19 protein-coding genes are annotated in these 21968 nt (G+C 72.0%); 3 read left to right on the plus strand and 16 right to left on the minus strand.

Annotated features, from left to right (window positions below; genetic code table 11):
- Positions 1 to 25 precede the first annotated feature (25 nt).
- Positions 26 to 787 carry a GntR family transcriptional regulator gene (locus tag HW837_RS28800; protein ID WP_045557268.1) on the plus strand — a complete coding sequence of 254 codons (762 nt, stop codon included), beginning with the start codon at positions 26 to 28 and terminating at the stop codon, positions 785 to 787.
- A gap of 95 nt (positions 788 to 882) precedes the next feature.
- On the opposite strand, the gene HW837_RS28805 is transcribed toward HW837_RS28800, so the two are convergent.
- The 6 genes from HW837_RS28805 to rpe form a co-directional block, all read right to left on the minus strand.
- Entirely contained in the window at positions 883 to 1335 is a 453-nt protein-coding gene (locus HW837_RS28805; protein ID WP_045557267.1) for an Lrp/AsnC family transcriptional regulator, read from the minus strand.
- Between the two features lie 10 nt (positions 1336 to 1345).
- Positions 1346 to 2812, minus strand: coding sequence for an amino acid permease (locus HW837_RS28810; protein WP_045557266.1), 1467 nt, complete (start codon positions 2810 to 2812; stop codon positions 1346 to 1348).
- Positions 2813 to 3184: 372 nt separating this feature from the next.
- Positions 3185 to 4627 (minus strand): GuaB1 family IMP dehydrogenase-related protein, encoded by a 1443-nt coding sequence (locus tag HW837_RS28815; RefSeq protein WP_045557370.1) that lies wholly within the window; start codon positions 4625 to 4627, stop codon positions 3185 to 3187.
- A gap of 130 nt (positions 4628 to 4757) precedes the next feature.
- Positions 4758 to 5111 (minus strand): barstar family protein, encoded by a 354-nt coding sequence (locus tag HW837_RS28820; RefSeq protein ID WP_045557265.1) that lies wholly within the window; start codon positions 5109 to 5111, stop codon positions 4758 to 4760.
- Between the two features lie 189 nt (positions 5112 to 5300).
- Positions 5301 to 6344 (minus strand): sugar-binding transcriptional regulator, encoded by a 1044-nt coding sequence (locus tag HW837_RS28825; protein ID WP_045557264.1) that lies wholly within the window; start codon positions 6342 to 6344, stop codon positions 5301 to 5303.
- Positions 6345 to 6481: 137 nt separating this feature from the next.
- Entirely contained in the window at positions 6482 to 7168 is a 687-nt protein-coding gene (rpe, locus tag HW837_RS28830) for a ribulose-phosphate 3-epimerase (protein WP_045557263.1), read from the minus strand.
- A 161-nt stretch (positions 7169 to 7329) separates the two neighbouring features.
- Here rpe and HW837_RS28835 point away from each other — a divergent pair, with 161 nt between their 5' ends.
- Positions 7330 to 9474 (plus strand): MMPL family transporter, encoded by a 2145-nt coding sequence (locus tag HW837_RS28835; RefSeq protein ID WP_045557262.1) that lies wholly within the window; start codon positions 7330 to 7332, stop codon positions 9472 to 9474.
- Here HW837_RS28835 and HW837_RS28840 read toward each other — a convergent pair.
- Positions 9455 to 10882, minus strand: coding sequence for an RsmB/NOP family class I SAM-dependent RNA methyltransferase (locus HW837_RS28840; protein WP_064744198.1), 1428 nt, complete (start codon positions 10880 to 10882; stop codon positions 9455 to 9457). The genes HW837_RS28835 and HW837_RS28840 overlap by 20 nt on opposite strands.
- 140 nt (positions 10883 to 11022) lie before the next feature.
- A complete protein-coding gene (fmt, locus tag HW837_RS28845) occupies positions 11023 to 11955 on the minus strand; it encodes a methionyl-tRNA formyltransferase (RefSeq protein ID WP_045557260.1) in 933 nt (310 codons plus the stop codon).
- Between the two features lie 309 nt (positions 11956 to 12264).
- Here fmt and HW837_RS28850 point away from each other — a divergent pair, with 309 nt between their 5' ends.
- Entirely contained in the window at positions 12265 to 12834 is a 570-nt protein-coding gene (locus HW837_RS28850) for a hypothetical protein (protein ID WP_045557259.1), read from the plus strand.
- A gap of 229 nt (positions 12835 to 13063) precedes the next feature.
- Here HW837_RS28850 and HW837_RS28855 read toward each other — a convergent pair whose 3' ends face one another.
- From HW837_RS28855 to HW837_RS28890, 8 genes are all read right to left on the minus strand, one after another.
- On the minus strand, positions 13064 to 15262 hold the full coding sequence (locus HW837_RS28855; RefSeq protein ID WP_193380490.1) for a primosomal protein N': 2199 nt from the start codon (positions 15260 to 15262) through the stop codon (positions 13064 to 13066).
- Between the two features lie 370 nt (positions 15263 to 15632).
- Positions 15633 to 16841, minus strand: coding sequence for a methionine adenosyltransferase (gene metK / locus HW837_RS28860; RefSeq protein ID WP_045557257.1), 1209 nt, complete (start codon positions 16839 to 16841; stop codon positions 15633 to 15635).
- Positions 16842 to 17080: 239 nt separating this feature from the next.
- On the minus strand, positions 17081 to 18283 hold the full coding sequence (gene coaBC / locus HW837_RS28865) for a bifunctional phosphopantothenoylcysteine decarboxylase/phosphopantothenate--cysteine ligase CoaBC (protein WP_045557256.1): 1203 nt from the start codon (positions 18281 to 18283) through the stop codon (positions 17081 to 17083).
- 145 nt (positions 18284 to 18428) lie between these two features.
- Positions 18429 to 18698, minus strand: a complete 270-nt coding sequence (gene rpoZ / locus HW837_RS28870; protein WP_005485492.1) for a DNA-directed RNA polymerase subunit omega — start codon at positions 18696 to 18698, stop codon at positions 18429 to 18431.
- 64 nt (positions 18699 to 18762) lie between these two features.
- A complete protein-coding gene (gene gmk, locus HW837_RS28875; protein ID WP_028796686.1) occupies positions 18763 to 19356 on the minus strand; it encodes a guanylate kinase in 594 nt (197 codons plus the stop codon).
- A gap of 60 nt (positions 19357 to 19416) precedes the next feature.
- Positions 19417 to 19740 (minus strand): integration host factor, encoded by a 324-nt coding sequence (locus HW837_RS28880; RefSeq protein WP_003977346.1) that lies wholly within the window; start codon positions 19738 to 19740, stop codon positions 19417 to 19419.
- Positions 19741 to 19993: 253 nt separating this feature from the next.
- The gene (gene pyrF / locus HW837_RS28885) at positions 19994 to 20845 is read right to left on the minus strand and encodes an orotidine-5'-phosphate decarboxylase (protein WP_093789353.1); all 852 of its coding nucleotides are present in this window, start codon (positions 20843 to 20845) and stop codon (positions 19994 to 19996) included.
- A complete protein-coding gene (locus HW837_RS28890; RefSeq protein WP_193380489.1) occupies positions 20842 to 21948 on the minus strand; it encodes a quinone-dependent dihydroorotate dehydrogenase in 1107 nt (368 codons plus the stop codon). Before HW837_RS28890 ends, pyrF begins: the two co-directional genes overlap by 4 nt.
- Positions 21949 to 21968 lie beyond the last annotated feature (20 nt).

A 21968-nucleotide genomic window follows, 5' to 3' on the forward strand; every position in this document is an offset into this window, starting at 1 on the left:
GCGACCGGACGAGCGGAGGGGGATCATGGCGGCGCGACACGAGGAGATCGCCGAGGCGCTGCGGCGGGCGATCGACCGTGAGGAGTACACGGTGGGCAGTCTGCTGCCGCCGGAGACCGAACTCGCGGCCCGCTGGGGCGTCTCGCGCGGCACCGTCCGCCAGGCGGTGGCGACCCTGACCGCCGAGGGCCTCATCGGGTCACGGCAGGGTGCCCGCCGTGTGGTCCTGGCCGGCCGCCGCAGTCAGAGCTTCGCGGAGCTGCGCAGCTTCGCCCAGTGGGCGCGCGCGATGGGCCGCGAGGCGACGGGCCGGGTGATCGCCCAGGAGTACCGGACGGCCACCGCCGAGGACCGGGTACGCCTCCAGCTCGCCCCGGGCGCCCGGGTGCTGCGCGTGCTGCGGCTGCGCGGGCTCGACGGGCAGCCCGTCCTGCTGGAGCGCACGGTGTACGCCGACTGGATCTCCCCGGCCGTCGAGCCCATCGAGGCGGACTGCCCCTCCGTGACCCAGCGCCTGCTCGACGACACGGGTCTGGTCTTCGCCTACGGGGAGCACGTCATCGACGCGGTGGCGGCCGGCGCCAGGGACGCCGAGCTCCTCACCGTGCGCCGCACCAGCCCCCTCCTGCGGGTCCGGCGGATCACCACGACCCGCGAGGGCCGCCCGGTGGAATGGTCCGACGACCGCTACCGCCCGGACGCGGTGAGCTTCAGCGTCCACAACTCGATCGGCAACAACGCCTTGGCGAGGAAGACCCCGGAGCAACTGGAGAACCCCGGGCACTGAAGGGGCGCGGGGAACTGCGCGAACAACCCCCACCCCCACGCACCCGCACCCGCACCCGCACCCGCACCCGCCGACGAACCGGCCGCCCCGAGCTCTCAGGCGGGCGACCCGGAAGAAAACCGCCGCAGCAAGGGAGACAGCACGAGCACGGACTTCGTCCGCTCGACGAACGGCTCCCCCGCGATCCGCTCCAACACCCGCTCGAAGTGCCGCATATCAGAAGCGAACACCTGAACCACCGCATCGGCCTCCCCGGTGACCGTGGACGCGGCCACGACCTCCTGATACCGCTCCAGCCCCCGCTGGATCGTCTCCGGCGACGTGTTCCGTCGGCAGTAGATCTCGACGAACCCCTCGGTCTCCCACCCGAGCGCGGCGGGGTCCACACGGACGGTGAATCCGGTGATCGCCCCGGTCGCCCGCAGCCGGTCCACCCGCCGCTTCACCGCGGGCGCGGAGAGCCCCACGAGTTGGCCGATGTCGGAATAGGAGCGACGGGCGTCCTCGGCGAGGGCGTGCACGATGCGTTCGTCGAGATCGTTCAGCACTGCGGGTGGATCACTTCTCTGGAGTCGCGAGACGGGAACGGCGGTGGCCGTAACTGAAGTAGAACACGAGCCCGGCGGCCATCCAGACCCCGAAGACGACCCACGTCACGGTGGAGAGGCTGCCCATCATCCAGACGCAGAACGCCAATCCCAGCGCGGGCAGCACCGGCGACAGCGGCACCCGGAAGGTCCGCGGCATGTCGGGCCGCGTCCGCCGCAGCACCACGACCGCCACGTTGACCAGCGCGAACGCGAAGAGCGTACCGATGCTCGTGGCGTCCGCCAGCTGCCCGAGCGGAATCGCGGCGGCGAGCACACCGCAGAACAGCGAGACGATCACGGTGTTGACGCGCGGCGTACCGGTCTTCGGGTGGACCCGCGAGAACACCTTGGGCACGAGCCCGTCCCGGGACATGGCGAACAGGATGCGGGTCTGCCCGTACAGCACGGTGAGCACCACGCTCGCGATGGCGATGACGGCCCCGCCCGCCAGCAGCGTGCCCCAGAACGCGTCCCCGGTGACGTCCTTCATGATCCCGGCGAGCGCGGCCTCGGACTCACCGAACCCCTCCCAGGGCCGCGCCCCGATCGCGACGGCCGCGACCAGCACGTACAGCGCGGTGACGATGACCAGCGAGAGCATGATGGCGCGCGGCAGGTCGCGCTGCGCGTTCTTCGCCTCCTCGCCGGCGGTCGAGGCCGCGTCGAACCCGATGTACGAGAAGAAGAGCGTGGCCCCGGCCGCGCTGACGCCCGCCATGCCGAGGGGCATGAAGTTCTCGTAGTTGCCGGAGCGGAAGCCCTGGAGGCCGATGAGGCAGAAGAGCAGCAGGGCGGCGATCTTCACCACGACCATGACCGTGTTGGCCCGCGCGGACTCCCGGGCGCCGCCCAGCAGGAACGCCATGGCGAGCAGGACGACGATCAGCGCGGGCAGGTTGAAGATTCCCCCGTCGCCGGGCGGCGCGGACAGCGCGGCCGGGATGGTCACGCCGAGGGTCCCGTCCAGCAGCTCGTTGAGGTACTCGCCCCAGCCGACGGCGACCGCCGACACCGAGACCCCGTACTCCAGCACCAGACACCAGCCGCAGACCCACGCGACCAGCTCGCCCATCGTTGCGTACGCGTACGAGTAGGAGGACCCGGAGACGGGGATCGTGCCGGCCAGTTCCGCGTACGACAGGGCGGAGAACAGCGCGGTGAGACCGGCGATCACGAAGGAGAGGGTGACGGCGGGTCCGGCCTTGGGGACGGCCTCGCCGAGGACGACGAAGATACCGGTGCCGAGCGTGGCGCCGATGCTGATCATCGTCAGCTGCCACAGTCCGAGGGACCGCCGCAGCGACCCTCCCTCACCCTGACCACCCTCCGCGACCAGGCGTTCCACGGGCTTGCGGCGCATCAGCCGCGCCCCGAAACCCGCGGCGGGCGGGGCGGATTGGTTCTCGTGCTGTGGGGGTGCGCCTTGGTCGAGCACGCGTGGCTCCTTCATCGCTGCCGGTCAGGGCGGGTGAGGACCGACAGCACCGAACAGCAGGGGGCCACCGAGCAGGAGGTCCCCGCCACGCCACGTACAGCGCATGACCCTATGAGCCAGAGCTTCACGAGCGTAATGCGGCAACCTTGCGCGCCGACGCAAGATCGTTGCGTTACCGACGGGTGCGCGAAGCTTCGTTGCACGACGGGTTTCAGACTGTTGCGCACGCTGTTCAGGAAGGGGCGAACCGCAGCCATGGCCAGGGGCGCGGGCCTGCATCCGATATGCGGCTCCGCCGCGTGGGCGCGACAAGCCACGACGAGCCCGCACCCGCCGACGCACAGCTCCCCCCGAGCTCTCAGGCGCCCCGTCCTAACTCCAACTCGCATGCAACGGCTTGCCCTCCGCGTACCCCGCCGCACTCTGAATCCCCACGACCGCCCGCTCAGCGAACTCCTCCAACGACCCGGCCCCGGCGTACGTGCACGACGACCGCACCCCCGCGATGACCGAGTCGATCAGGTCCTCGACCCCCGGCCGCGCCGGATCCAGGAACATCCGCGACGTCGAGATGCCCTCCTCGAACAGCGCCTTGCGCGCCCGGTCGTACGCCGACTCCTCGCTCGTACGGTTGCGAACGGCCCGTGCCGACGCCATCCCGAACGACTCCTTGTAGAGCCGCCCGCCGGCGTCCTGCTGGAGATCGCCCGGCGACTCGTACGTCCCGGCGAACCACGACCCGACCATCACGTTGGACGCGCCCGCGGCCAGTGCCATGGCGACGTCCCGGGGGTGGCGCACACCCCCGTCGGCCCACACGTGCTTCCCGTACTTCCTCGCCTCGGCCGCGCACTCCAGAACCGCGGAGAACTGCGGCCGCCCGACCCCGGTCATCATGCGGGTCGTGCACATCGCGCCGGGTCCGACCCCGACCTTGACGATGTCCGCGCCGGCCTCGATCAGGTCCCGCACGCCCTCGGCGGCGACGATGTTGCCGGCCACGATCGGCACCCGGGGGTCGAGATCGCGCACCAGCTTGATCGCGTTGATCATCGACTCCTGGTGGCCGTGCGCGGTGTCGATGACGAGCGTGTCGACGCCCGCAGCGAGCAGCTGCTTCGCCTTGTCCACGAAGTCGCCGTTGATGCCGACGGCGGCGGCCACGCGCAGCTTGCCGTTCGCGTCGACGGCGGGGCTGTACAGCGTGGCGCGGAGCGCGCCCTTGCGGGTCAGGATGCCGGCGAGACGGCCGTCCCGGTCGACGGCGGGAGCGTAGCGGCGGTTGGCCGCGTCGAGCCGGTTGAAGGCCTCACGCGGGTCGATGTCGGCGTCGAGGAGCAACAGGTCCCGGGACATGACGACTTCGAGCTGGGTGAAGCGGTCGACGCCGGTGAGGTCCGCGTCGGTGACGACTCCGACGGGCCGGAGCGCCTCGTCGACGACGACGCCCGCGTTGTGCGCGCGCTTCGGCAGCAGCGCCAGCGCGTCGGCGACCGTCTGGTGGGGGTTCAGCACGATCGGGGTGTCGAGGACGAGGTGGCGGCTCTTCACCCAGGAGATGACGTCGGTGACGACCTCGATCGGGATGTCCTGCGGGACGACCACCAGGCCACCGCGGCGGGCGACCGTCTCGGCCATCCGGCGGCCGGCGATGGCGGTCATGTTGGCGACGACGAGCGGGATGGTGGTGCCCGTGCCGTCCGGGGAGGCCAGGTCCACGCCCTGCCGCGATCCGACGGCGCTACGGCTCGGGACCATGAAGACGTCGTCGTACGTCAGGTCGTACGCGGGCTGGATGTCATTGAGGAAACGCACGTGCCGCACATCCCAGTCGATCAGAGGTGACCCCCTGACAGGACCGCCAAGGGGAAGAGCACGTACTTCATTGTCCCATGTCGGCGGGTGTGAACGGCCCCGACGGATCGTCCAGAGGGGGGTGCGCGGCCTAGGAGGATCCTCCGAGCGCGAGCACGATCCGCAGCTCGATGCCGGTGAGCACGCTGCGACCGGAGGCGTCGGCGAACACCTCCCGCGCGATGCTCCAGTCGTTCGGCTCGGCCCCGGCGTACCCCTGCCAGCCGGTGACCTCGACGAGACGCCCCCGCACGGGCGGCGCCCACGACAGGTCGGTGAGGCAGTCGGCGAGGGCGTCCCAGTTACGGCCGAAGTACGCGGGCAGATCGAAGGCGCGGGCGCAGCGCTCCATGAAGGCGGGCTTGTCGGTGACACCCGTCAGGTCCAGCTCGACATACGTCCAGCCTCCGGCGCTCAGCACCTCGGCAAGGGTTGCGTCACTCATCCCGACACCGTCCTGCACGTCTCGTAGCGGTCACCGGCCCGCGCCCCGGAGGGGGCGCGGGGAACTACGCGATCAACCCCCACGAACCAGCGGCTGCCCACCCACCCCGACCCGGCGGCCCTGCCCTCGGCCTCGGCGCCCGCACCCTCGACCCCGGCGGACGCACCCCCGAACCGGCCTGACGGATCGTCAGACGCCGTCCGGGTCGGCCCTGTTGAGCGCAGGCCTGGGCATCTGGCCGGCCGTCAGCAGATAGTCCGCGGCCGACGTGTCGGTGACGAGGCTGGTCACCAGTCCCGAGCGCAGCACGGCGTCGATCGCGGCCGCCTTGCGCTGCCCGCCCGCGATCGCGACGACCTCGGGGATACGGCGGAGCTGGTCGGCCTTGACCGTGATGCACCGCTCGCCGAGGTCCCGCCCGACCCGGCGGCCGTCGGCGTCGAAGAGATGCGCCGACATCTCGGCGGCGACACCGAGGGAGGCGTAGTGCCCCCGCTCCTCGTCGCTGAGCATGTCGTGCACCGTGGAGATACCGGCCTCCCAGGAGCCGATGGAGACACAGGCGACGGTGACCTTGTCGAAGTGCTCGAACGCCCGCGCGATCCCGGTCTGATGGCGCAGCGCGGCCGCGGTGGCCGCGTCCGGCAGCAGCATCGGCGCGTAGATGGGGTGGGCGTCGCCGCCCGACACCTGCGCGGCCCGCCGTACCGCCTCGACCGAGCCGCGCTCGGCGGTCCCGGCGTCGTACACCCCGGTCAGCTGCACCACCGTGCACGGCGGCAGCCGGTCGAGCGCCGCCGCCATGTGGATGGTGGAGCGGCCCCAGGCGAGACCGAGCACATCGCCCTCGTTGACCAGTTCGCCGAGCAGGTCCGCGGCGACCTCGCCGAGGTTCTCCGGGTCGGGTGACTCCTCGGCGTCGGCCGGGGACTCGACGACCACGGCGTGCCGCAGGCCGTACCGGGCGCGCAGCGCGTCGGAGCGCTCGGCGTCCAGTTCCGCGGGGACGCGGATCTCGATCCGCACCAGATCCCGCTCGAGGGCGGTCTCCAGGACCCTGGCCACCTTGAAGCGGCTCACGCCGAACTCCTCGGCGATCTGGATCTTGGACTTCCCCTCGAGGTAGAAACGGCGTGCCATGGCCGCCGCCTGAACCAGCTCAGCGGGTCCCATCCGCATGGCTGACCGGCCCGCCGACATACCCGACACGGTCATCTCCTCACTGCTCTTCACACATGGATACGCCGTTCATCCTTGCAGATCCGGCGTTTTCGATCAGCCCGAAGGAAAGCCGTTCACGTTTCCTTGGCCCTCTGGACGCACGACGTGCCCCGCCGGCCTCGGCGTTCGCACGGCCGTGCCCCGGTGGTTCAGTGGCCGCAGGCCCAGCCGGCGGTCGCCGTGACGGCGTCCGCCCGCGCCCGCAGCGCCCGCACCGCCTCGGCCGGGTCCTCGGCCCCGTACACCGCGGAACCGGCGACGAAGACGTCCGCGCCGGCCTCGGCGCAACGCTCGATGGTGGACTCGGCGACGCCGCCGTCGACCTGGAGCCACAGGTCGAGGCCGTGCTTGCTGATCAACTCGCGGGTCCGGCGGATCTTGGGGAGCATGATGTCGAGAAAGGCCTGGCCCCCGAAGCCCGGTTCGACGGTCATGATCAGCACCATGTCGAGTTCGGGCAGCAGGTCCTCGTACGGCTCGATCGGCGTGGCAGGCCTGAGCGCCATGGAGGCCCTGGCCCCCTTGGCACGGATCTCGCGGGCGAGCCGCACCGGTGCGGCAGCCGCCTCGACATGGAAGGTGACGGAACCGGCACCCGCTTCCACGTACTGGGGCGCCCACCGATCGGGGGCCTCGATCATCAGATGGCAGTCCAGCGGCGTCTCCGTCGCACGGGCCAGGGACTCTACGACCGGCACACCGAGCGTGAGGTTCGGGACGAAATGGTTGTCCATCACGTCTACATGGAGCCAGTCGGCTCCCTCGACCGCCTTCGCCTCGTCGGCGAGACGGGCGAAGTCGGCGGACAGGATGCTGGGGTTGATCTGCGCGGCCATGGGCCAAGCCTGCCATGCCCTCCGGGGGTTGCGGGCATCGGTCCGGGGTGTAGACGGTGGTTCGTCGGCCGCGGGCCCGTCGTGGTTGCTCGCGCCCACGCGGCGGAGCCGCATATGTCTCTGCCCCGCGCCCCTCACGGGGCACGACCCTGGAGGTGGGCATGACAGGCAACCGGGGCATCGGGCACCTCGTCTGCGGACGGCGCGCCAAGTGGGTCGTGCTGGGGCTGTGGCTGGTGCTGCTGTTCGTCGTGGCGCCGTTCGCCACCAAGCTCACCGACGCGCAGGACAACGACGCCGCCTCGTGGCTGCCGGGTTCGGCGGAGTCCACGCAGGTGCTGGAGATCTCCGAGGGGTTCCGGCCCGAGCAGATCCCGGCCGTGGTCGTCTACGCCCGGGAGAGCGGGCTGACCGCCGAGGACCGGGCGACGATCGAGGCGGACGTACGGGAGCTCAGGCAGCTGACCGCCCACAAGATCATCGGCGATCAGACCCGTGGTCCCGTCTACGACCGCGCGGTCGACCCGAGGGCCGCCCAGGTCTACGTGCCGATCACGATGGACGAGAAGGGCTGGGAGCGGATCGCGCCCGCGGTGGACTCGATCCGGGACGACGTGGGTGAGGGCGGCGACGGGCTCTCCGTGCACATCACGGGCCCGGGCGGTACGTCCGCCGACTTCTCCGAGGCGTTCGAGGGCATCGACTCCACGCTGCTGATGTCGGCGATGGCCGTCGTCATCGTGATGCTCCTGCTCACCTACCGCAGTCCGACCCTGATCCTGGTGCCGCTCCTCGCGGTCATCGCGGCCCTGTTCACGGCGCAGGCCCTGATCTATCTGCTCGCGGAACACGCCGGCCTGACCGTGAACGGCCAGAGCGCGGGCATCCTCACCGTCCTCGTCTTCGGCGCGGGCACCGACTACGCCCTGCTGCTCGTGGCCCGCTACCGCGAGGAACTGCGCCGTCACGAGGACCGCCATGAGGCGATGGCCCTCGCCCTGCACCGGGCCGGCCCCGCGGTGCTGGCGTCCGGCGCGACGGTCGTGTTGAGCATGCTGGTGCTGCTGGCCGCCGAGATGAACTCCACGAGCGGTCTCGGCCCGGTGGCGGCCATCGGCGTCGCGATCGCGCTGCTGGCGATGATGACGCTGTTCCCCGCCCTGCTGGTGATCTTCGGCCGGTGGATCTTCTGGCCGGTGATCCCGCACCTCGGCAGCGCCGACCCGACCGAACGGGGTGTGTGGGCCCGGATGGGCCGGCGTTTCTCCCGCCGCCCCCGCACGGTCTGGGTGGCGACCGCGGCCGCCCTCGCGCTGTGCTCGCTGGGCCTGATCCAGCTGCGCGCGGAAGGCATCAGCAACGCGGACGCCTTCACCGGCAAACCGGACTCGATCGTCGGCCAGGAGGTCTCGGCACGCTACTTCCCCGCGGGCAGCGGCGATCCCCTGGTGATCATCAGCAACCAGGCGCAGGCCCGGGAGGTGGGCCGGGCCGTCGCCGACACGGAAGGGGTCGTGGCGGACTCGCTCGGTCTGCCGCCCGGCACGAAACCCGCGAACGACGGCAAGGTCCTCTTCGAGGCGACCATGTCCGACCCGGCCGACAGCGAGGCCGCGAAGGACACCGTCGAGCGGGTCCGGGACGCCGTCCACGCGGTGCCGGACGCGGACGCCCAGGTGGGCGGCGGTACGGCGGCGTTGCTGGACATGGACGAGGCGACCACCCACGACAACATCCTGATCATCCCGCTGGTGCTGATCGTGGTCCTGCTGATCCTCTGTGCGCTGCTGCGCGCCCTGATCGCGCCGCTCCTGCTGATCGGGACGGTCATCCTGTCCTTCGCCGCCGCGCTCGGCATCAGCGCGCTCGCGTTCAGACACCTCTTCGACTACGCGGGCGAGTCGACCGACTTCCCCCTGTTCGTCTTCGTGTTCCTGGTCGCCCTGGGCATCGACTACAACATCTTCCTGACCACCCGCATCCGCGAGGAGGCCACCCACCAGGGCACCCGGAAGGCCGTGGTGACGGGCCTCGCGACGACGGGCGCGGTGATCACCTCGGCCGGCCTGGTCCTCGCCGGCACCTTCGCCGCCCTCGGCACGCTCCCCATGGTCGCCTTCGCGGAGATCGGCTTCGCGGTCGCCCTGGGCGTCCTCCTGGACACCTTCATCGTCCGCTCCGTGCTGGTCACGGCCCTGTTCCTGGACGTCGGCCCGAAGGTGTGGTGGCCCCACCGGCTGGCCCGCGAGGACGGCGGCGCCGCCCCGCCGCCGAAGGAACCAGCGGCTACGCCACCCGGCGGATGAGGGCGAGATACATGGCGTCCGTCCCGTGCACATGCGGCCACAGCTGGACGTCGGGCCCCTCTCCCAGCGCCGGTACGCCCGCCAGCAGCGGCCGCGCGTCGATCAGGTCGGCCGCGTCGCCGTAACTCTTCAGCACGTCGTCGACGACCGCGCGGGTCTCGGCGAGATGCGGCGAGCAGGTGGCGTAGCCGACGACCCCGCCGACGCGCACGGACTCCAGCGCGGTCCGCAGCAGCGCCCGCTGGAGCGGGGCGAACCCATCCAGGTCCTCGGGCCGCCGCCGCCAGCGCGCCTCGGGGCGCCGCCGCAGGGCACCGAGCCCCGTACAGGGCACGTCCATCAGCACCCGGTCGAACGCCCCCGGCCGCCAGGGCGGGCGCGTCCCGTCGGCGGCGATCACCTGGTAGGGCCCCGGATTGCCGTCCAGGGCCTTGGCGACCAGCCCGGCCCGGTGCGGCTGCTTCTCGGAGGCGAGCAGCACGGCCCCGCGCTCGGCGGCGAGGGCGGCGAGCAGCGCGGCCTTGCCGCCCGGCCCGGCGCACCCGTCGAGCCACGCCTTGTCGGGTCCCTCCACCGGGGCGTTGGCGAGCGCGAGCGCCACGAGCTGGCTGCCCTCGTCCTGCACACCGGCCCGGCCCTCCCGTACGGCGTCCACGGCACCCGGCTCCCCGCCTTCGGCCAGCCGCACGGCGTACGGCGACCAGCGCCCCGCCACCGCGGACTCCTCCCGGAGCAGTTCCTCGGCGGTGGACCGTCCGGGCCGGGCGACGAGGGTGACCTCGGGCCGCTCGTTGTCGGCCTCCAGCAGATCCTCGATCCCGGCGCGCCCTCCGCCGAGGGAGTCCCACAGCGCGGAGACGACCCAGCGGGGATGCGAGTGCACGACCGCGAGATGGTCCTCGGGGTCGTCCTCGTAGGGCGGCGCGACCCGCTCCAGCCAGCCGTCGAGGTCGTGCTGCGCGACCTTGCGCAGCACGGCGTTCACGAACTTGGCCCGCCCGTCGCCGAGCACGACGCGCGCGAGTTCCACGGAGGCCGACACCGCGGCGTGCGTCGGGATCCGGGTGCCCAGCAGCTGGTGGACACCGAGGCTCAGCACATCGAGCACCGGCGGGTCGACCTCACGCAACGGCCGGTCCACGCACGCCGAGATGACCGCGTCGTACGTCCCCTGCCGGCGCAGCGTCCCGTACACCAGCTCGGTCGCCAGCGCCGCGTCCCGCCCGTCGAACTTGTCGGGCCCCTCCTTCTCCCGCGCCCGGCGCAACAGCGGCGGCAGAACGAGGTTCGCGTACGCGTCCCGTTCGTCCACGGCCCGGAGCGCCTCGAAGGCGAGCATACGGACGGGGTCCTTCTGGGGACGGCGGTACGGCTTGCCCGGCTTGCGCGGACGGGACTGCTCACTCACGAAAAAGGTGCTCCGGATACGGGACGAGATACCACGGCCAGGGTACGCCGCGGGCGCGGAGGACAGGACGTCGGCCGCGTGGGTTCACGGGCAGGGGGCGACGAGGCCGGACAGAAGCCGCCTCTGATCGAGCCACTCGGTCAGTCTCCGACCGACTCTCCGGGCTCGATCCGTACCCCGCGCGCCCAGTCGGCGGCCCGCATCGGCTTCTTGCCCTGCGCCTGCACCCAGAGCAGTTCCACGGCGTACGACCCGGTCCCGACGTGCACGTGCTTCTTGCCGACGTCGAGCGCGCCCGGGGCGAGCTCCGTCCGCTCCGGCACCGGCACGACCTGGACGAGCTTCAGCCGCTCCCCGCGGAAGGTCGTCCACGCGCCCGGCGCGGGCGTGCAGCCGCGCACGACCCGGTCGACGCGCAGCGCGGGCGCGGCCCAGTCGATCCGGGCGTCCTCCACGGTGATCTTCGGCGCGAGGGTGATCCCGTCGGCGGGCTGCGGCACGGCCTTCAGGGCGCCGTCCTCGATGCCGTCCATCGTGGCGGCGAGCAGCCCGGAGCCGGCGAAGGCGAGCCGGGTCAGCAGGTCGCCGCTCGTGTCGGTCGGCCGGATCTCCTCGGTGACCGTCCCGTACACCGGCCCGGAGTCGAGTCCTTCCTCGATCAGGAAGGTGGAGGCTCCCGTGATCTCGTCCCCGGACATGATCGAGTGCTGCACGGGGGCGGCGCCGCGCCAGGCGGGGAGCAGGGAGAAGTGCAGGTTGACCCAGCCGTGGACCGGCACGTCGAGGGCCACCCGGGGCAGCAGGGCGCCGTAGGCGACGACCGGACAGCAGTCGGGCGCGATCTCCCGGAGCCGCGCGAGGAACTCCTCGTCCCGCGGCCGGTGGGGCTTCAGCACCTCGATGCCGGCCTCCTCCGCCCGCTGGGCCACCGGGCTCGCGACCAGGTGACGCCCCCGCCCCGCCGGCGCGTCCGGCCGCGTCACGACCGCGGCCACCTCATGCCTCCCCGACGCGATCAACGCGTCCAACGCGGGAACAGCGACCTCTGGGGTACCGGCGAAGACGAGCTTCATGAATGTCTGACGGCCTCTCGGACGAAAGTTCTACGCCCCACGCGACCACGGGGACAACACCCCAGTCTATGTTCCACCCTCACCACCCCGACGGCCCGCGGCACGCACGGACGGCCCGCGGTCGCCGACCAGTCCGGACCCCAGCCGCAGCGGGGGCGCACCCCCGCCCACGCGCCCCACGCATATGCCCCCACGCCCCCACCCCGTTACCAGCGGAGCGAATTCGCGTTGGTCAAGAAAGAGTTGACCGATACGCGCCGCACTCGCGGCACCTCCCCTTATTTCAACGCCGGTTCGAGAGGCTTGTTCATGGCCGACCACGCAACCCACGACGCCCAGGCTCGGGCCAGCCTGCACTTGCTGGTGCGGGACATCGAGCGGGTCCGCCGGCAGGTGGACGCACTGCGCACCCTCACCGCCCAGTTGGGCAACGTCTACCGCCCGCGCCGCTCCGGCCCCTCCACGGGCTTCGTCGTCTACGGACGTGCCCCCGCCCCGACCGTCCGCCTCGCCCAGGAACTGCGGGACAGTGTCGAGACCCTGGTCACGGCAGCCGTGGACTTCGACCGCTCGCTCGGTTTCTCATGGGACGCGGTGGGCTCGGCCCTCGGAGTCACCAAGCAGGCCGTTCACCGCCGTTACGGCGCCCGCCGCGCAGCCGCCCAGGCCGCCGCGGAAGCGGAACGCACGGGTGATCCCCAGGGCAGTCGCACCGTCAACGTCGGCTCCGGCATCCCCACGGTCCCGGCGGCCCGCTCGATGCCCGCCCCCCTCCCGGCACCGGTGCCCGCGCACATGCCGACCCAGCCGACGTCGGGCAGCCCCACCCTCCGCGACGACGTGAGACCCACGGCCTTCCCCGGCCCGCGCAACGGCTGACCACACGCACCTCTGCCTCCCGGTGTCCGACCGGGAGGCAGACTCATGCGCCCCTGCCTTGAGGCGCCCTCCCCACCGGACGCCGGACGGCAGACGCACCCCGGAAAGCCGCCCCCATGCCTGGGCACCCTGCGCCGGGCGGCACTCTCCAGCCGGGCCCCACTACCCGCCCGAATCCACTCGGCCCGGCCCACCCCACCTCGGCCCAGCCCACCTCGGCCCAGCCCACTCAGCCGATGTCCAACGGATCCACCCGGATCCGCACCCGCGCCCCCTCGTTCACCCCACGCGCCATCCGCGCCGCCTGCGCGCTCTTCAGCGCACCGGCCAGCGCCGCCCCACTCCCCGGCGGCACCCGGATCAGCGCACGCTCCCAGGGCTCGCCGGCCCCAGCCGCCGACACCGCGGGCCGCCGTGCTCTCCCCCCACCCGTCGCAGGCCCCGCCCCGGTGCCGGGGACCGCCGGCCCGGCCACCGGCACCGGACCCAACACCTCGGCGTCCGGCGGCAGTTCGACCGCCGCCAGGAAGTCGGCCACGGCCTCGACAGGACCCGAGACGGCCGCCATCCGCGACACCGGGGGGAACCCCAGCTCGGCCCGCTCGGCGAGTTCCCGGACCGCGTGCCCGACCGGGTCCCACCGCACCAGCGCCTGCACCGGCCGCAGCGTCGGCTCGGCGACCACCACGACCGTGCCGCCGGCCCCCTGGTTCCGTACGAGCGCGGCCGCGCCGATCCAGCGCCGCAGCGCGTCCTCCCCGGCCCGCAGATCGGGTCGTCCGAGCATGGCCCAGCCGTCGAGCAGCAGGGCTGCCGCGTATCCGCCCTCGGCCACCGGTTCGGCCCCGGGCGTGCTCACGACCAGCGCGGGCGTCCCCGGCACGGTGTCGAGCACCTGCTCCCGGCCGGAGGTCCGCACGGGCACGGCGGGAAAGGCCCGCCCCAGCTCCTCGGCTGTCCGCCGGGCCCCCACGACCTGCGCCCGCAGCCGGTTGCTCCCGCATTCGGGGCAGTGCCAGCCGCCCTCCTCACGCCCGCACCATCCGCACAGCAGCGCCCCGGCGCCGTCCTGCGCCGCCAGCGGCCCCGCACAGTGCCGGCACCGGGCCGGCTCCCGGCACCGCGCGCAGGCCATCCGGGGCACATACCCACGCCGGGGCACCTGCACCAGCACGGGCCCGTCCCGCAGCCCGTCCCGCGCGACCTGCCAGGCGAGACTCGGCAACCGCGCCGCCCGAGCCGCCTCGTCCCGCGCGAGATCCGTGTCCCCCACGGTCCGCACCAGCGGCGCGGCGGCCCGCACCTGCTCCCGCCCGGCCACGATCGGCGCGGCCCAGCCGCTCTCGACGAGCTGGGCGGCCTCGACCGTGCAGCTCCAACTCCCCAGCAGGAAGCCGCACTTGTCCCGGGTCGCCCGTAGCTCCAGCACCTCGCGCACATGGGGAAAGGGGGCGTTGTCGTCGCTGTGACTGGCGTCGCCGTCGTCCCAGACGACGACCAGCCCGAGGTCCCGCACCGGCGCGAACATGGCCGCCCGGGTCCCCACCACAGCCCGGACCGCACCCCGCCGCACGGCCAGCCACTCCCGGTAGCGCTTCTCCTGCCCCGCGTCGGCGGTCAGCAGCGCGTGCCGCCCCTCCCCCAGCAACTGGCCGAGCGCCTCGTCGACCCGAGCCGCGGGCCGCCCGGCCGGTACGACCACGAGCGCACCGCGCCCCGACGCCAGCGTCGCCTGCACGGCCCGCGCGATCTCCTCGGCCCACTCCGGCCCCGGCAAGGCGGTCCACACGGCCCGGGGCGCTCCCCCGCCGGCCAGCGCCCGCAGAAACCCCTCCCCGCGCCCGTACCGCAGCCAGGACCCGGGCTCGGGAGCGGCGGGCGGGGGCGCGGGCTCGCCCATCTCCACGGCCTCCGCCCGGCCGTGCCGAGGCGGAACCGCCAGCTGGAGCACATCCGCGAGGCTCCCCGCGTACCGGTCCGCCACGGCCCGTGCCAGCCCCAACAGCTCGGGCCCCAGCACCGGTTCGGGGGAGACGACCTGCGCGAGCGCGGCCAGCGGACCTGAGTAGTCCGACTCGGCGACCCGCTCGACGAGGAACCCGTCGATCAGCGAGCCGCCCTCGCGCCGCCCCTGGCGAACGTTCCGCCCGCCGGCCCCGAACCGCACCCGCACCCGCACCCCGGGCTGGGCGTCCGCGTCCAACTCCTCCGGCACCGCGTAGTCGAAGTACCGGTCGAGATGCAGCACGCCCTTGTCGACGAGCACCCGGGCGACCGGCAGCTCCTTCGCCAGCGCCGCCCCCCGCCAGGTCCGCGGCTTCGCCCGCGGCACCTTGGCCTTCCGGACGGCCTCCCGCACCAGCGCCAGCTGCTCCGGCTCCCCGCCTCCCGCCGCGCCTCCGCCCCTGGTCCCATCCTCGCTGCTCACACCCTCATCCTCCCAAACCCCACTGACAGCGGACGCCGCCCGAGAGCTAGGGCCTGTCGTTTGGATCATGCCGATTGCGGGCGACGGCTCCTGGTGGCTGCCGGTGAGCGGGGCGTGGCGCGTGCAGCTGCAAGGCGGAGGAGGGAGTCAACGCGGAGCGTTGGGGACCGACGACAACGCGGCAGATGTGCGCGCCACGCCCCGCGGCCCAGGCGTGATCCGAACGACAGGCCCTACGCGGGCGGCCGGCCTCTCCGGGTCCCGCCCGGCGGTCCGTCGGCCAGGGAGTCGAGGAACACGACGAGGCCCGGCGCCCCCGTGGGGACACCGGGCCTCGTCGATCAGCCGGAGTGGTGGTGAGCCGGAGGGCTCAGAGGCCCGCGGCCTTGCGCAGTTCCTCGACGCGGTCCGTGCGCTCCCAGGTGAACTCGGGCAGCTCGCGGCCGAAGTGGCCGTACGCGGCGGTCTGGCCGTAGATCGGGCGCAGCAGGTCGAGGTCGCGGATGATGGCGGCCGGACGGAGGTCGAAGACCTCGTCGATGGCCTTCTCGATCCGGTCGGTGTCGACCTTGGCGGTACCGAAGGTCTCGACGAACAGGCCGACGGGCTCGGCCTTGCCGATCGCGTACGCCACCTGGACCTCGCAGCGGGAGGCGAGGCCGGCCGCGACGACGTTCTTGGCGACCCAGCGCATCGCGTACGCCGCCGAGCGGTCGACCTTGGACGGGTCCTTGCCCGAGAAGGCGCCGCCGCCGTGGCGGGCCATGCCGCCGTACGTGTCGATGATGATCTTGCGGCCGGTCAGGCCGGCGTCACCCATCGGGCCGCCGATCTCGAAACGGCCGGTCGGGTTGACCAGCAGGCGGTAACCCTCGGTCTCCAGCTTGATGCCGTCGTCCAGGAGGGCCTTCAGCTCGGGCTCCACCACGAACTCGCGGATGTCCGGGGCGAGGAGGGACTCCAGGTCGATGTCACTGGCGTGCTGCGAGGAGACCACGACCGTGTCCAGGCGGACCGCCTTGTCACCGTCGTACTCGATGGTGACCTGCGTCTTGCCGTCGGGGCGCAGGTAGGGGATGGTGCCGTTCTTGCGGACCTCGGACAGGCGCTTCGACAGGCGGTGCGCCAGGAAGATCGGCAGCGGCATCAGCGTCGGCGTCTCGTCCGACGCGTAACCGAACATCAGACCCTGGTCACCGGCGCCCTGACGGTCCAGCTCGTCCTCGTCACCCTCGACCCGGTTCTCGTACGCCGTGTCCACACCCTGCGCGATGTCCGGCGACTGCGCGCCGATCGACACCGACACACCGCAGGAAGCGCCGTCGAAGCCCTTCTTCGACGAGTCGTAGCCGATGTCCAGGATGGTGTCGCGCACCAGCTGGGCGATCGGCGCGTACGCCTTGGTCGTGACCTCTCCGGCCACATGCACCAGGCCGGTCGTGATGAGCGTCTCCACGGCGACACGGGACGTGGGGTCCTCGCGCAGGAGCGCATCGAGAATGGCATCGCTGATCTGATCAGCGATCTTGTCGGGGTGACCCTCGGTCACGGACTCCGAGGTGAACAGACGACGGGACACAACGCTCCCTGGGGTTGCAGCGGCTGCTGGCTGATCATGGGCGGACGGGCTCGGGGGCTGCGCCCGGCGTCGTCCGAGAACAGTTTATCGGTCGGGCTCGGCCACCGGCTCACCTGTCTCGCCTCTCGGGAGCCCTGTGACCTGCGGCACGTGCATTCTGCCCAATGGCCGTCGCTGTCCGCCAGGGTCGCCACGCCCGAATGTGCGTGGTTCGAGTGAGGCGTGACGCGAATCCACTGTCATACGAGTCTGCTCGCCACCAGGTCCCACACCGTTTCGGCCAGGGCTTCCTTGGGGCCGTAGGGCACCGGCGTCTCGCTGCCGTCGGCTCCCAGCACCACGGCCTCGTTCTCCTCGGCGCCGAAGGTCTTGCGCTCCCCCACCTCGTTCACCACCAGGAGGTCGCATCCCTTGCGGGCCAGCTTGACGCGACCGTTGGCGAGGACGTCGTCGGTCTCGGCGGCGAAGCCGACGATCACCTGGCCGGGGCGCGAGCGGTCCGCCGAGATCTCCGCGAGGATGTCCGGATTCCGCACCAGGACGATGGGCTCGGGCCCCTGGTCGTCCTTCTTCTTGATCTTGCCGGTGGCGTAGGTCTCCGGGCGGAAGTCCGCCACCGCGGCCGCCATCACCACGACGTCCGCGTCCGGCGCCGCCTTGAGCACCGCCTCGCGCAGCTGGACCGCCGTGCCGATCCGGACGACGTCCACCCCTGCGGGGTCCGGCAGCCCGGTGTTGCCCTCGATCAGCGTGACCCGGGCGCCCCGCGCGGCCGCCGTACGGGCGAGGGCGTACCCCTGTTTGCCGGAGGAGCGGTTGCCGAGGAAGCGGACGGGGTCGAGGGGCTCCCGGGTGCCGCCGGCGGTCACCACGACGCGCCGGCCGACGAGGTCCGGCTCGGTGACGCCCCGGGCCAGCACGCGGCGGCAGACCTCGAAGATCTCCGCGGGGTCCGGCAGCCGGCCCTTGCCGGTGTCGACGCCGGTCAGCCTGCCGACGGCGGGGTCGATGACGAGGGCGCCCCGGCGGCGCAGCGTCGCCACGTTCTCCTGGGTGGCCGGGTGTTCCCACATCTCGGTGTGCATGGCGGGGGCGAAGACGACCGGACAGCGAGCGGTGAGCAGGGTGTTGGTGAGGAGGTCGTCGGCCAGTCCGTGGGCGGCCTTGGCGAGCATGTCGGCGGTCGCCGGGGCGACGACGACCAGATCGGCCTCCTGCCCGATGCGCACGTGCGGCACCTCGTGGACGCTCTCCCAGACCTCTGTGGAGACCGGGTTGCCGGAGAGCGCGGACCACGTGGCGGCGCCGACGAAGTGCAGCGCGGAGTCGGTCGGCACGACCCGTACGTCATGACCGGACTCGGTCAGCCGACGCAGCAGCTCGCACGCCTTGTAGGCGGCGATCCCACCGCTGACCCCCAGAACGACCTTCGGCTTGCCCACCGTGCCTCCCCGCACTCGGATGTGTACGCCCCTGCGTGACGCCTCAATGACACACCACAGGCCCGGCAGTCGCTCCCCCAGCTAACGCTGGGAGGTGCCCCCTGCCGGGCCTGTGGAAAAACCTACTGCGATCTGCCGATATGACTTACGCGGGGCCTTCGACGGCCTCGGAGGTCAGCAGACCCGCGTTGATCTCGCGCAGGGCGATCGAGAGCGGCTTCTCGTGCACGTGGGTGTCGACGAGCGGACCGACGTATTCGAGGAGACCCTCGCCGAGCTGCGAGTAGTACGCGTTGATCTGGCGAGCACGCTTGGCCGCGTAGATCACGAGGCTGTACTTCGAGTCGGTGGCCTCGAGGAGCTCGTCGATCGGCGGGTTGATGATGCCCTCGGGCGCGGAGATGGAAGAGGACACGCTCTACCTTCCGATGGATGGGAAAAGATCGGTCGTGATCACAGAAAAAGGACAGAACCCGTGATCACACAACATCCATCAAGGCTAGCAGCTCGCGGGCCACGTCCTCGACGGAGGTGTTGACCAGGGTGACGTCGAACTCCGGCTCGGCCGCCAGCTCGATCTTGGCCGCCTCCAGGCGGCGTTCGATCACGTCGGGCGGCTCGGTGCCCCGACCGGTGAGCCTGCGCACCAGCTCCTCCCAGGAGGGAGGCGCCAGGAAGACCAGCTGGGCGTCCGGCATGGACTCGCGGACCTGCCGCGCGCCCTGGAGGTCGATCTCCAGCAGGACCGGCTCGCCCCGCTCCAGGCGTTCGAGCACGGCGGCCCGGGGGGTGCCGTAGCGGTTGCCGGCGAACTCGGCCCACTCCAGCAGTTCACCGTTGGCGATCAGCTTGTCCATCTCGTCGTCGGTGACGAAGAAGTAGTGGACTCCGTGCTGCTCGCCGGGGCGCGGCTTACGGGTCGTCGCCGACACCGAGAGCCAGACCTCGGGGTGCGCCTTGCGCATATGGGCGACGACCGTGCTCTTGCCGACCCCGGAGGGGCCGGAGAGCACGGTCAGCCGCGGACGTACGTCCGGGGGCTCGGGGGTCGTCCCCCGGAATGTTGCAGCCATGCAGCGATTATTCCAGCAATCCCGGAGTGCCCGGGACTCCCTTCCCGTCAGGAGGCGGGATCAGGAACCGGTGCTGCCGAACTCACGCTCCAGGGAGGCGATCTGGTTGGAACCGAGGCCGCGTACACGACGACTCTCGGAGATACCCAGACGCTCCATGATCTGCTTGGCGCGGACCTTGCCCACGCCCGGCAGGGACTCGAGCAGGGCGGAGACCTTCATCTTGCCGATGACGTCGTTCTCCTGGCCCTGCTTGATGACCTCGTGCAGGGAGGCGCCGGAGTGCTTGAGTCGATTCTTGACCTCGGCCCGCTCCCGGCGAGCCGCGGCGGCCTTTTCGAGCGCGGCTGCGCGCTGTTCAGGGGTAAGGGGCGGAAGAGCCACGCCTACGTCACCTCGGATGTCGAACTGTCGGATACGGACCGGTGAGGAACCTAGTCGCCCCTCACCTGGGGTGCCACGAGCAACACGCTTGCCCGTTGACCCTGCTCGGAGACTAGCGGCCAAGTCCGCCGGAGTCAGCGAGAACAGCGGAAAAGTCCTGGTCAGCCTCCATGGACTCGGACATAAGCCGCATAATGCCCCGGATTTGAGAATGTATTCAGACTCAAGTCGTCCGGGAACTGCCCCCCGGCACTCATCGGAGGTCTCGGACGGTCGCGGTCGCGGAGCGGATCTCGTCCGCGAAACGAACCGAGGCGTCACGCAGCGCGACGATGTCGGGACCGTGACGAAGGACACCTCGGCTGACGTTCGGGACCACCTGACGCACAGCGCTCCCGAAGACCGCCGGAAGATCGGCCGGTGTGGCGCCCTGGGCACCGATCCCCGGCGCGAGGAGAGGTCCGTTGATGTTCAGCTCGTACGACGAGAGGTCACCGAGCGTGGCGCCGACGACGGCGCCGAAGGACCCCAGGGGCTCCTCTCCGGCGTTCTCGGCCGCCAGGTGCGCCAGCACGGTCGCGCCGACGTTCCGCCCGTCGCCGCGCACCGCGTGCTGCACCTCGCCGCCCTCCGGGTTGGAGGTGAGCGCCAGCACGAACAGTCCGGCCCCGTTCTCGCGCGCCAGGTCCACGGCGGGCTTCAGCGAGCCGTAGCCCAGGTAGGGCGAGACCGTCAGCGCGTCCGAGAACAGGGGCGCGTCCTTGTGCAGGAAGGTCTCGGCGTACGCGGCCATGGTGGAGCCGATGTCGCCGCGCTTGGCGTCCATGACGACCAGCGCGCCGGCCGCCCGCGCCTCCGCGACGGACTTCTCCAGGACGGCGATGCCGCGCGACCCGAAGCGCTCGAAGAACGCGCTCTGCGGCTTGAGCACGGCCACCCGGTCGGCCAGCGCCTCGACGACCGTGCGGCTGAACTGCTCCAGGCCCGCGACGTCGTCGTTCAGGCCCCAGTCGGCGAGCAGGGAGGCGTGCGGGTCGATGCCGACGCAGAGCGGCCCGCGTTCGTCCATGGCTCGGCGCAGGCGGGCGCCGAAGGGCTCGGTCATACCGTCTTCCTCACATCGGCGCCGACCGCGTCGGCGAGGGTGGCGTAGGGGCTCGTGCGCAGGCGGGCCGCGAGGCCCTTGTGGAGGGCGCGCGACCAGAAGGGCCCCTCGTAGACGAAGGCGCTGTAGCCCTGGATCAGGGTGGCGCCCGCCAGGATGCGCTGCCAGGCGTCCTCGGCGTTCTCGATGCCGCCGACGCCCACCAGGGTGATCCGGTCGCCCACGCGCGCGTAGAGGCGGCGCAGGACGGCGAGGGAGCGGTCCTTGACCGGGGCTCCGGAGAGGCCGCCCGTCTCCTTCACGAGGGAGGGCTCGGACTTCAGTCCGAGGCCCTCGCGCGCGACGGTGGTGTTCGTGGCGATGATCCCGTCCAGGCCCAGCTCCACGGCGAGGTCGGCGACGGCGTCGACGTCCTCGTCGGCGAGGTCCGGCGCGATCTTCACCAGCAGCGGCACGCGACGGGTGCGGACCGTGCGGTCGGCGGCCTCGCGGACGGCGGTCAGCAGGGGCCGCAGCGCCTCGGTGGCCTGGAGGTTGCGCAGGCCGGGCGTGTTGGGCGAGGAGACGTTCACGACGAGGTAGTCGGCGTACGGGGCGAGGCGCTGGGTGGACTTCACGTAGTCCCCCGCGGCCTCCTCCTCGGGAACGGCCTTGGTCTTGCCGATGTTGACCCCGACGACCGTCCTGAAGACCGGCGTGCGGGAGGCGAGGCGGGCGGCGACGGCGAGCGAGCCCTCGTTGTTGAAGCCCATGCGGTTGATCAGGGCGCGGTCGGCGACCAGGCGGAACAGCCGCTGCTTGGGATTGCCGGGCTGGCCCTCGCCGGTCACCGTTCCGATCTCGACGTGGTCGAAGCCGAGCATCGACATCCCGTCGACGGCGACCGCGTTCTTGTCGAAGCCGGCGGCGAGTCCGAAGGGGCCGTGCATCCGCAGCCCGAACGCCTCCGTACGCAGTTCCTCGTAGCGGGGCGCGAGGGCCGCCGCCAGGAAGGTGCGCAGCACGGGGACGCGGACGGCGAGGCGGATCCAGCGGAAGGCCAGGTGGTGGGCCTCCTCCGGGTCCATCCGCTTGAAGACCAGACGGAAGAAGAGCTTGTACATGGTGGTGTCCTCATGAAGAG

It is taken from the genome of Streptomyces caniscabiei, from assembly GCF_014930365.1.
Classification (GTDB): domain Bacteria; phylum Actinomycetota; class Actinomycetes; order Streptomycetales; family Streptomycetaceae; genus Streptomyces; species Streptomyces caniscabiei.

Bases quoted from the DNA above. Each gene is read 5' to 3' on its own strand.
- HW837_RS28820 (WP_045557265.1), bottom strand. From the start codon at position 5,111: ATGAGTGACGCAACCCTTGCCGAGGTGCTGAGCGCCGGAGGCTGGACG.
- rpe (WP_045557263.1), bottom strand. From the start codon at position 7,168: ATGGCCGCGCAGATCAACCCCAGCATCCTGTCCGCCGACTTCGCCCGT.
- fmt (WP_045557260.1), bottom strand. From the start codon at position 11,955: ATGAAGCTCGTCTTCGCCGGTACCCCAGAGGTCGCTGTTCCCGCGTTG.
- HW837_RS28850 (WP_045557259.1), top strand. From the start codon at position 12,265: ATGGCCGACCACGCAACCCACGACGCCCAGGCTCGGGCCAGCCTGCAC.
- HW837_RS28835 (WP_045557262.1), top strand. From the start codon at position 7,330: ATGACAGGCAACCGGGGCATCGGGCACCTCGTCTGCGGACGGCGCGCC.
- HW837_RS28800 (WP_045557268.1), top strand. From the start codon at position 26: ATGGCGGCGCGACACGAGGAGATCGCCGAGGCGCTGCGGCGGGCGATC.
- HW837_RS28890 (WP_193380489.1), bottom strand. From the start codon at position 21,948: ATGTACAAGCTCTTCTTCCGTCTGGTCTTCAAGCGGATGGACCCGGAG.
- gmk (WP_028796686.1), bottom strand. From the start codon at position 19,356: ATGGCTGCAACATTCCGGGGGACGACCCCCGAGCCCCCGGACGTACGT.
- pyrF (WP_093789353.1), bottom strand. From the start codon at position 20,845: ATGACCGAGCCCTTCGGCGCCCGCCTGCGCCGAGCCATGGACGAACGC.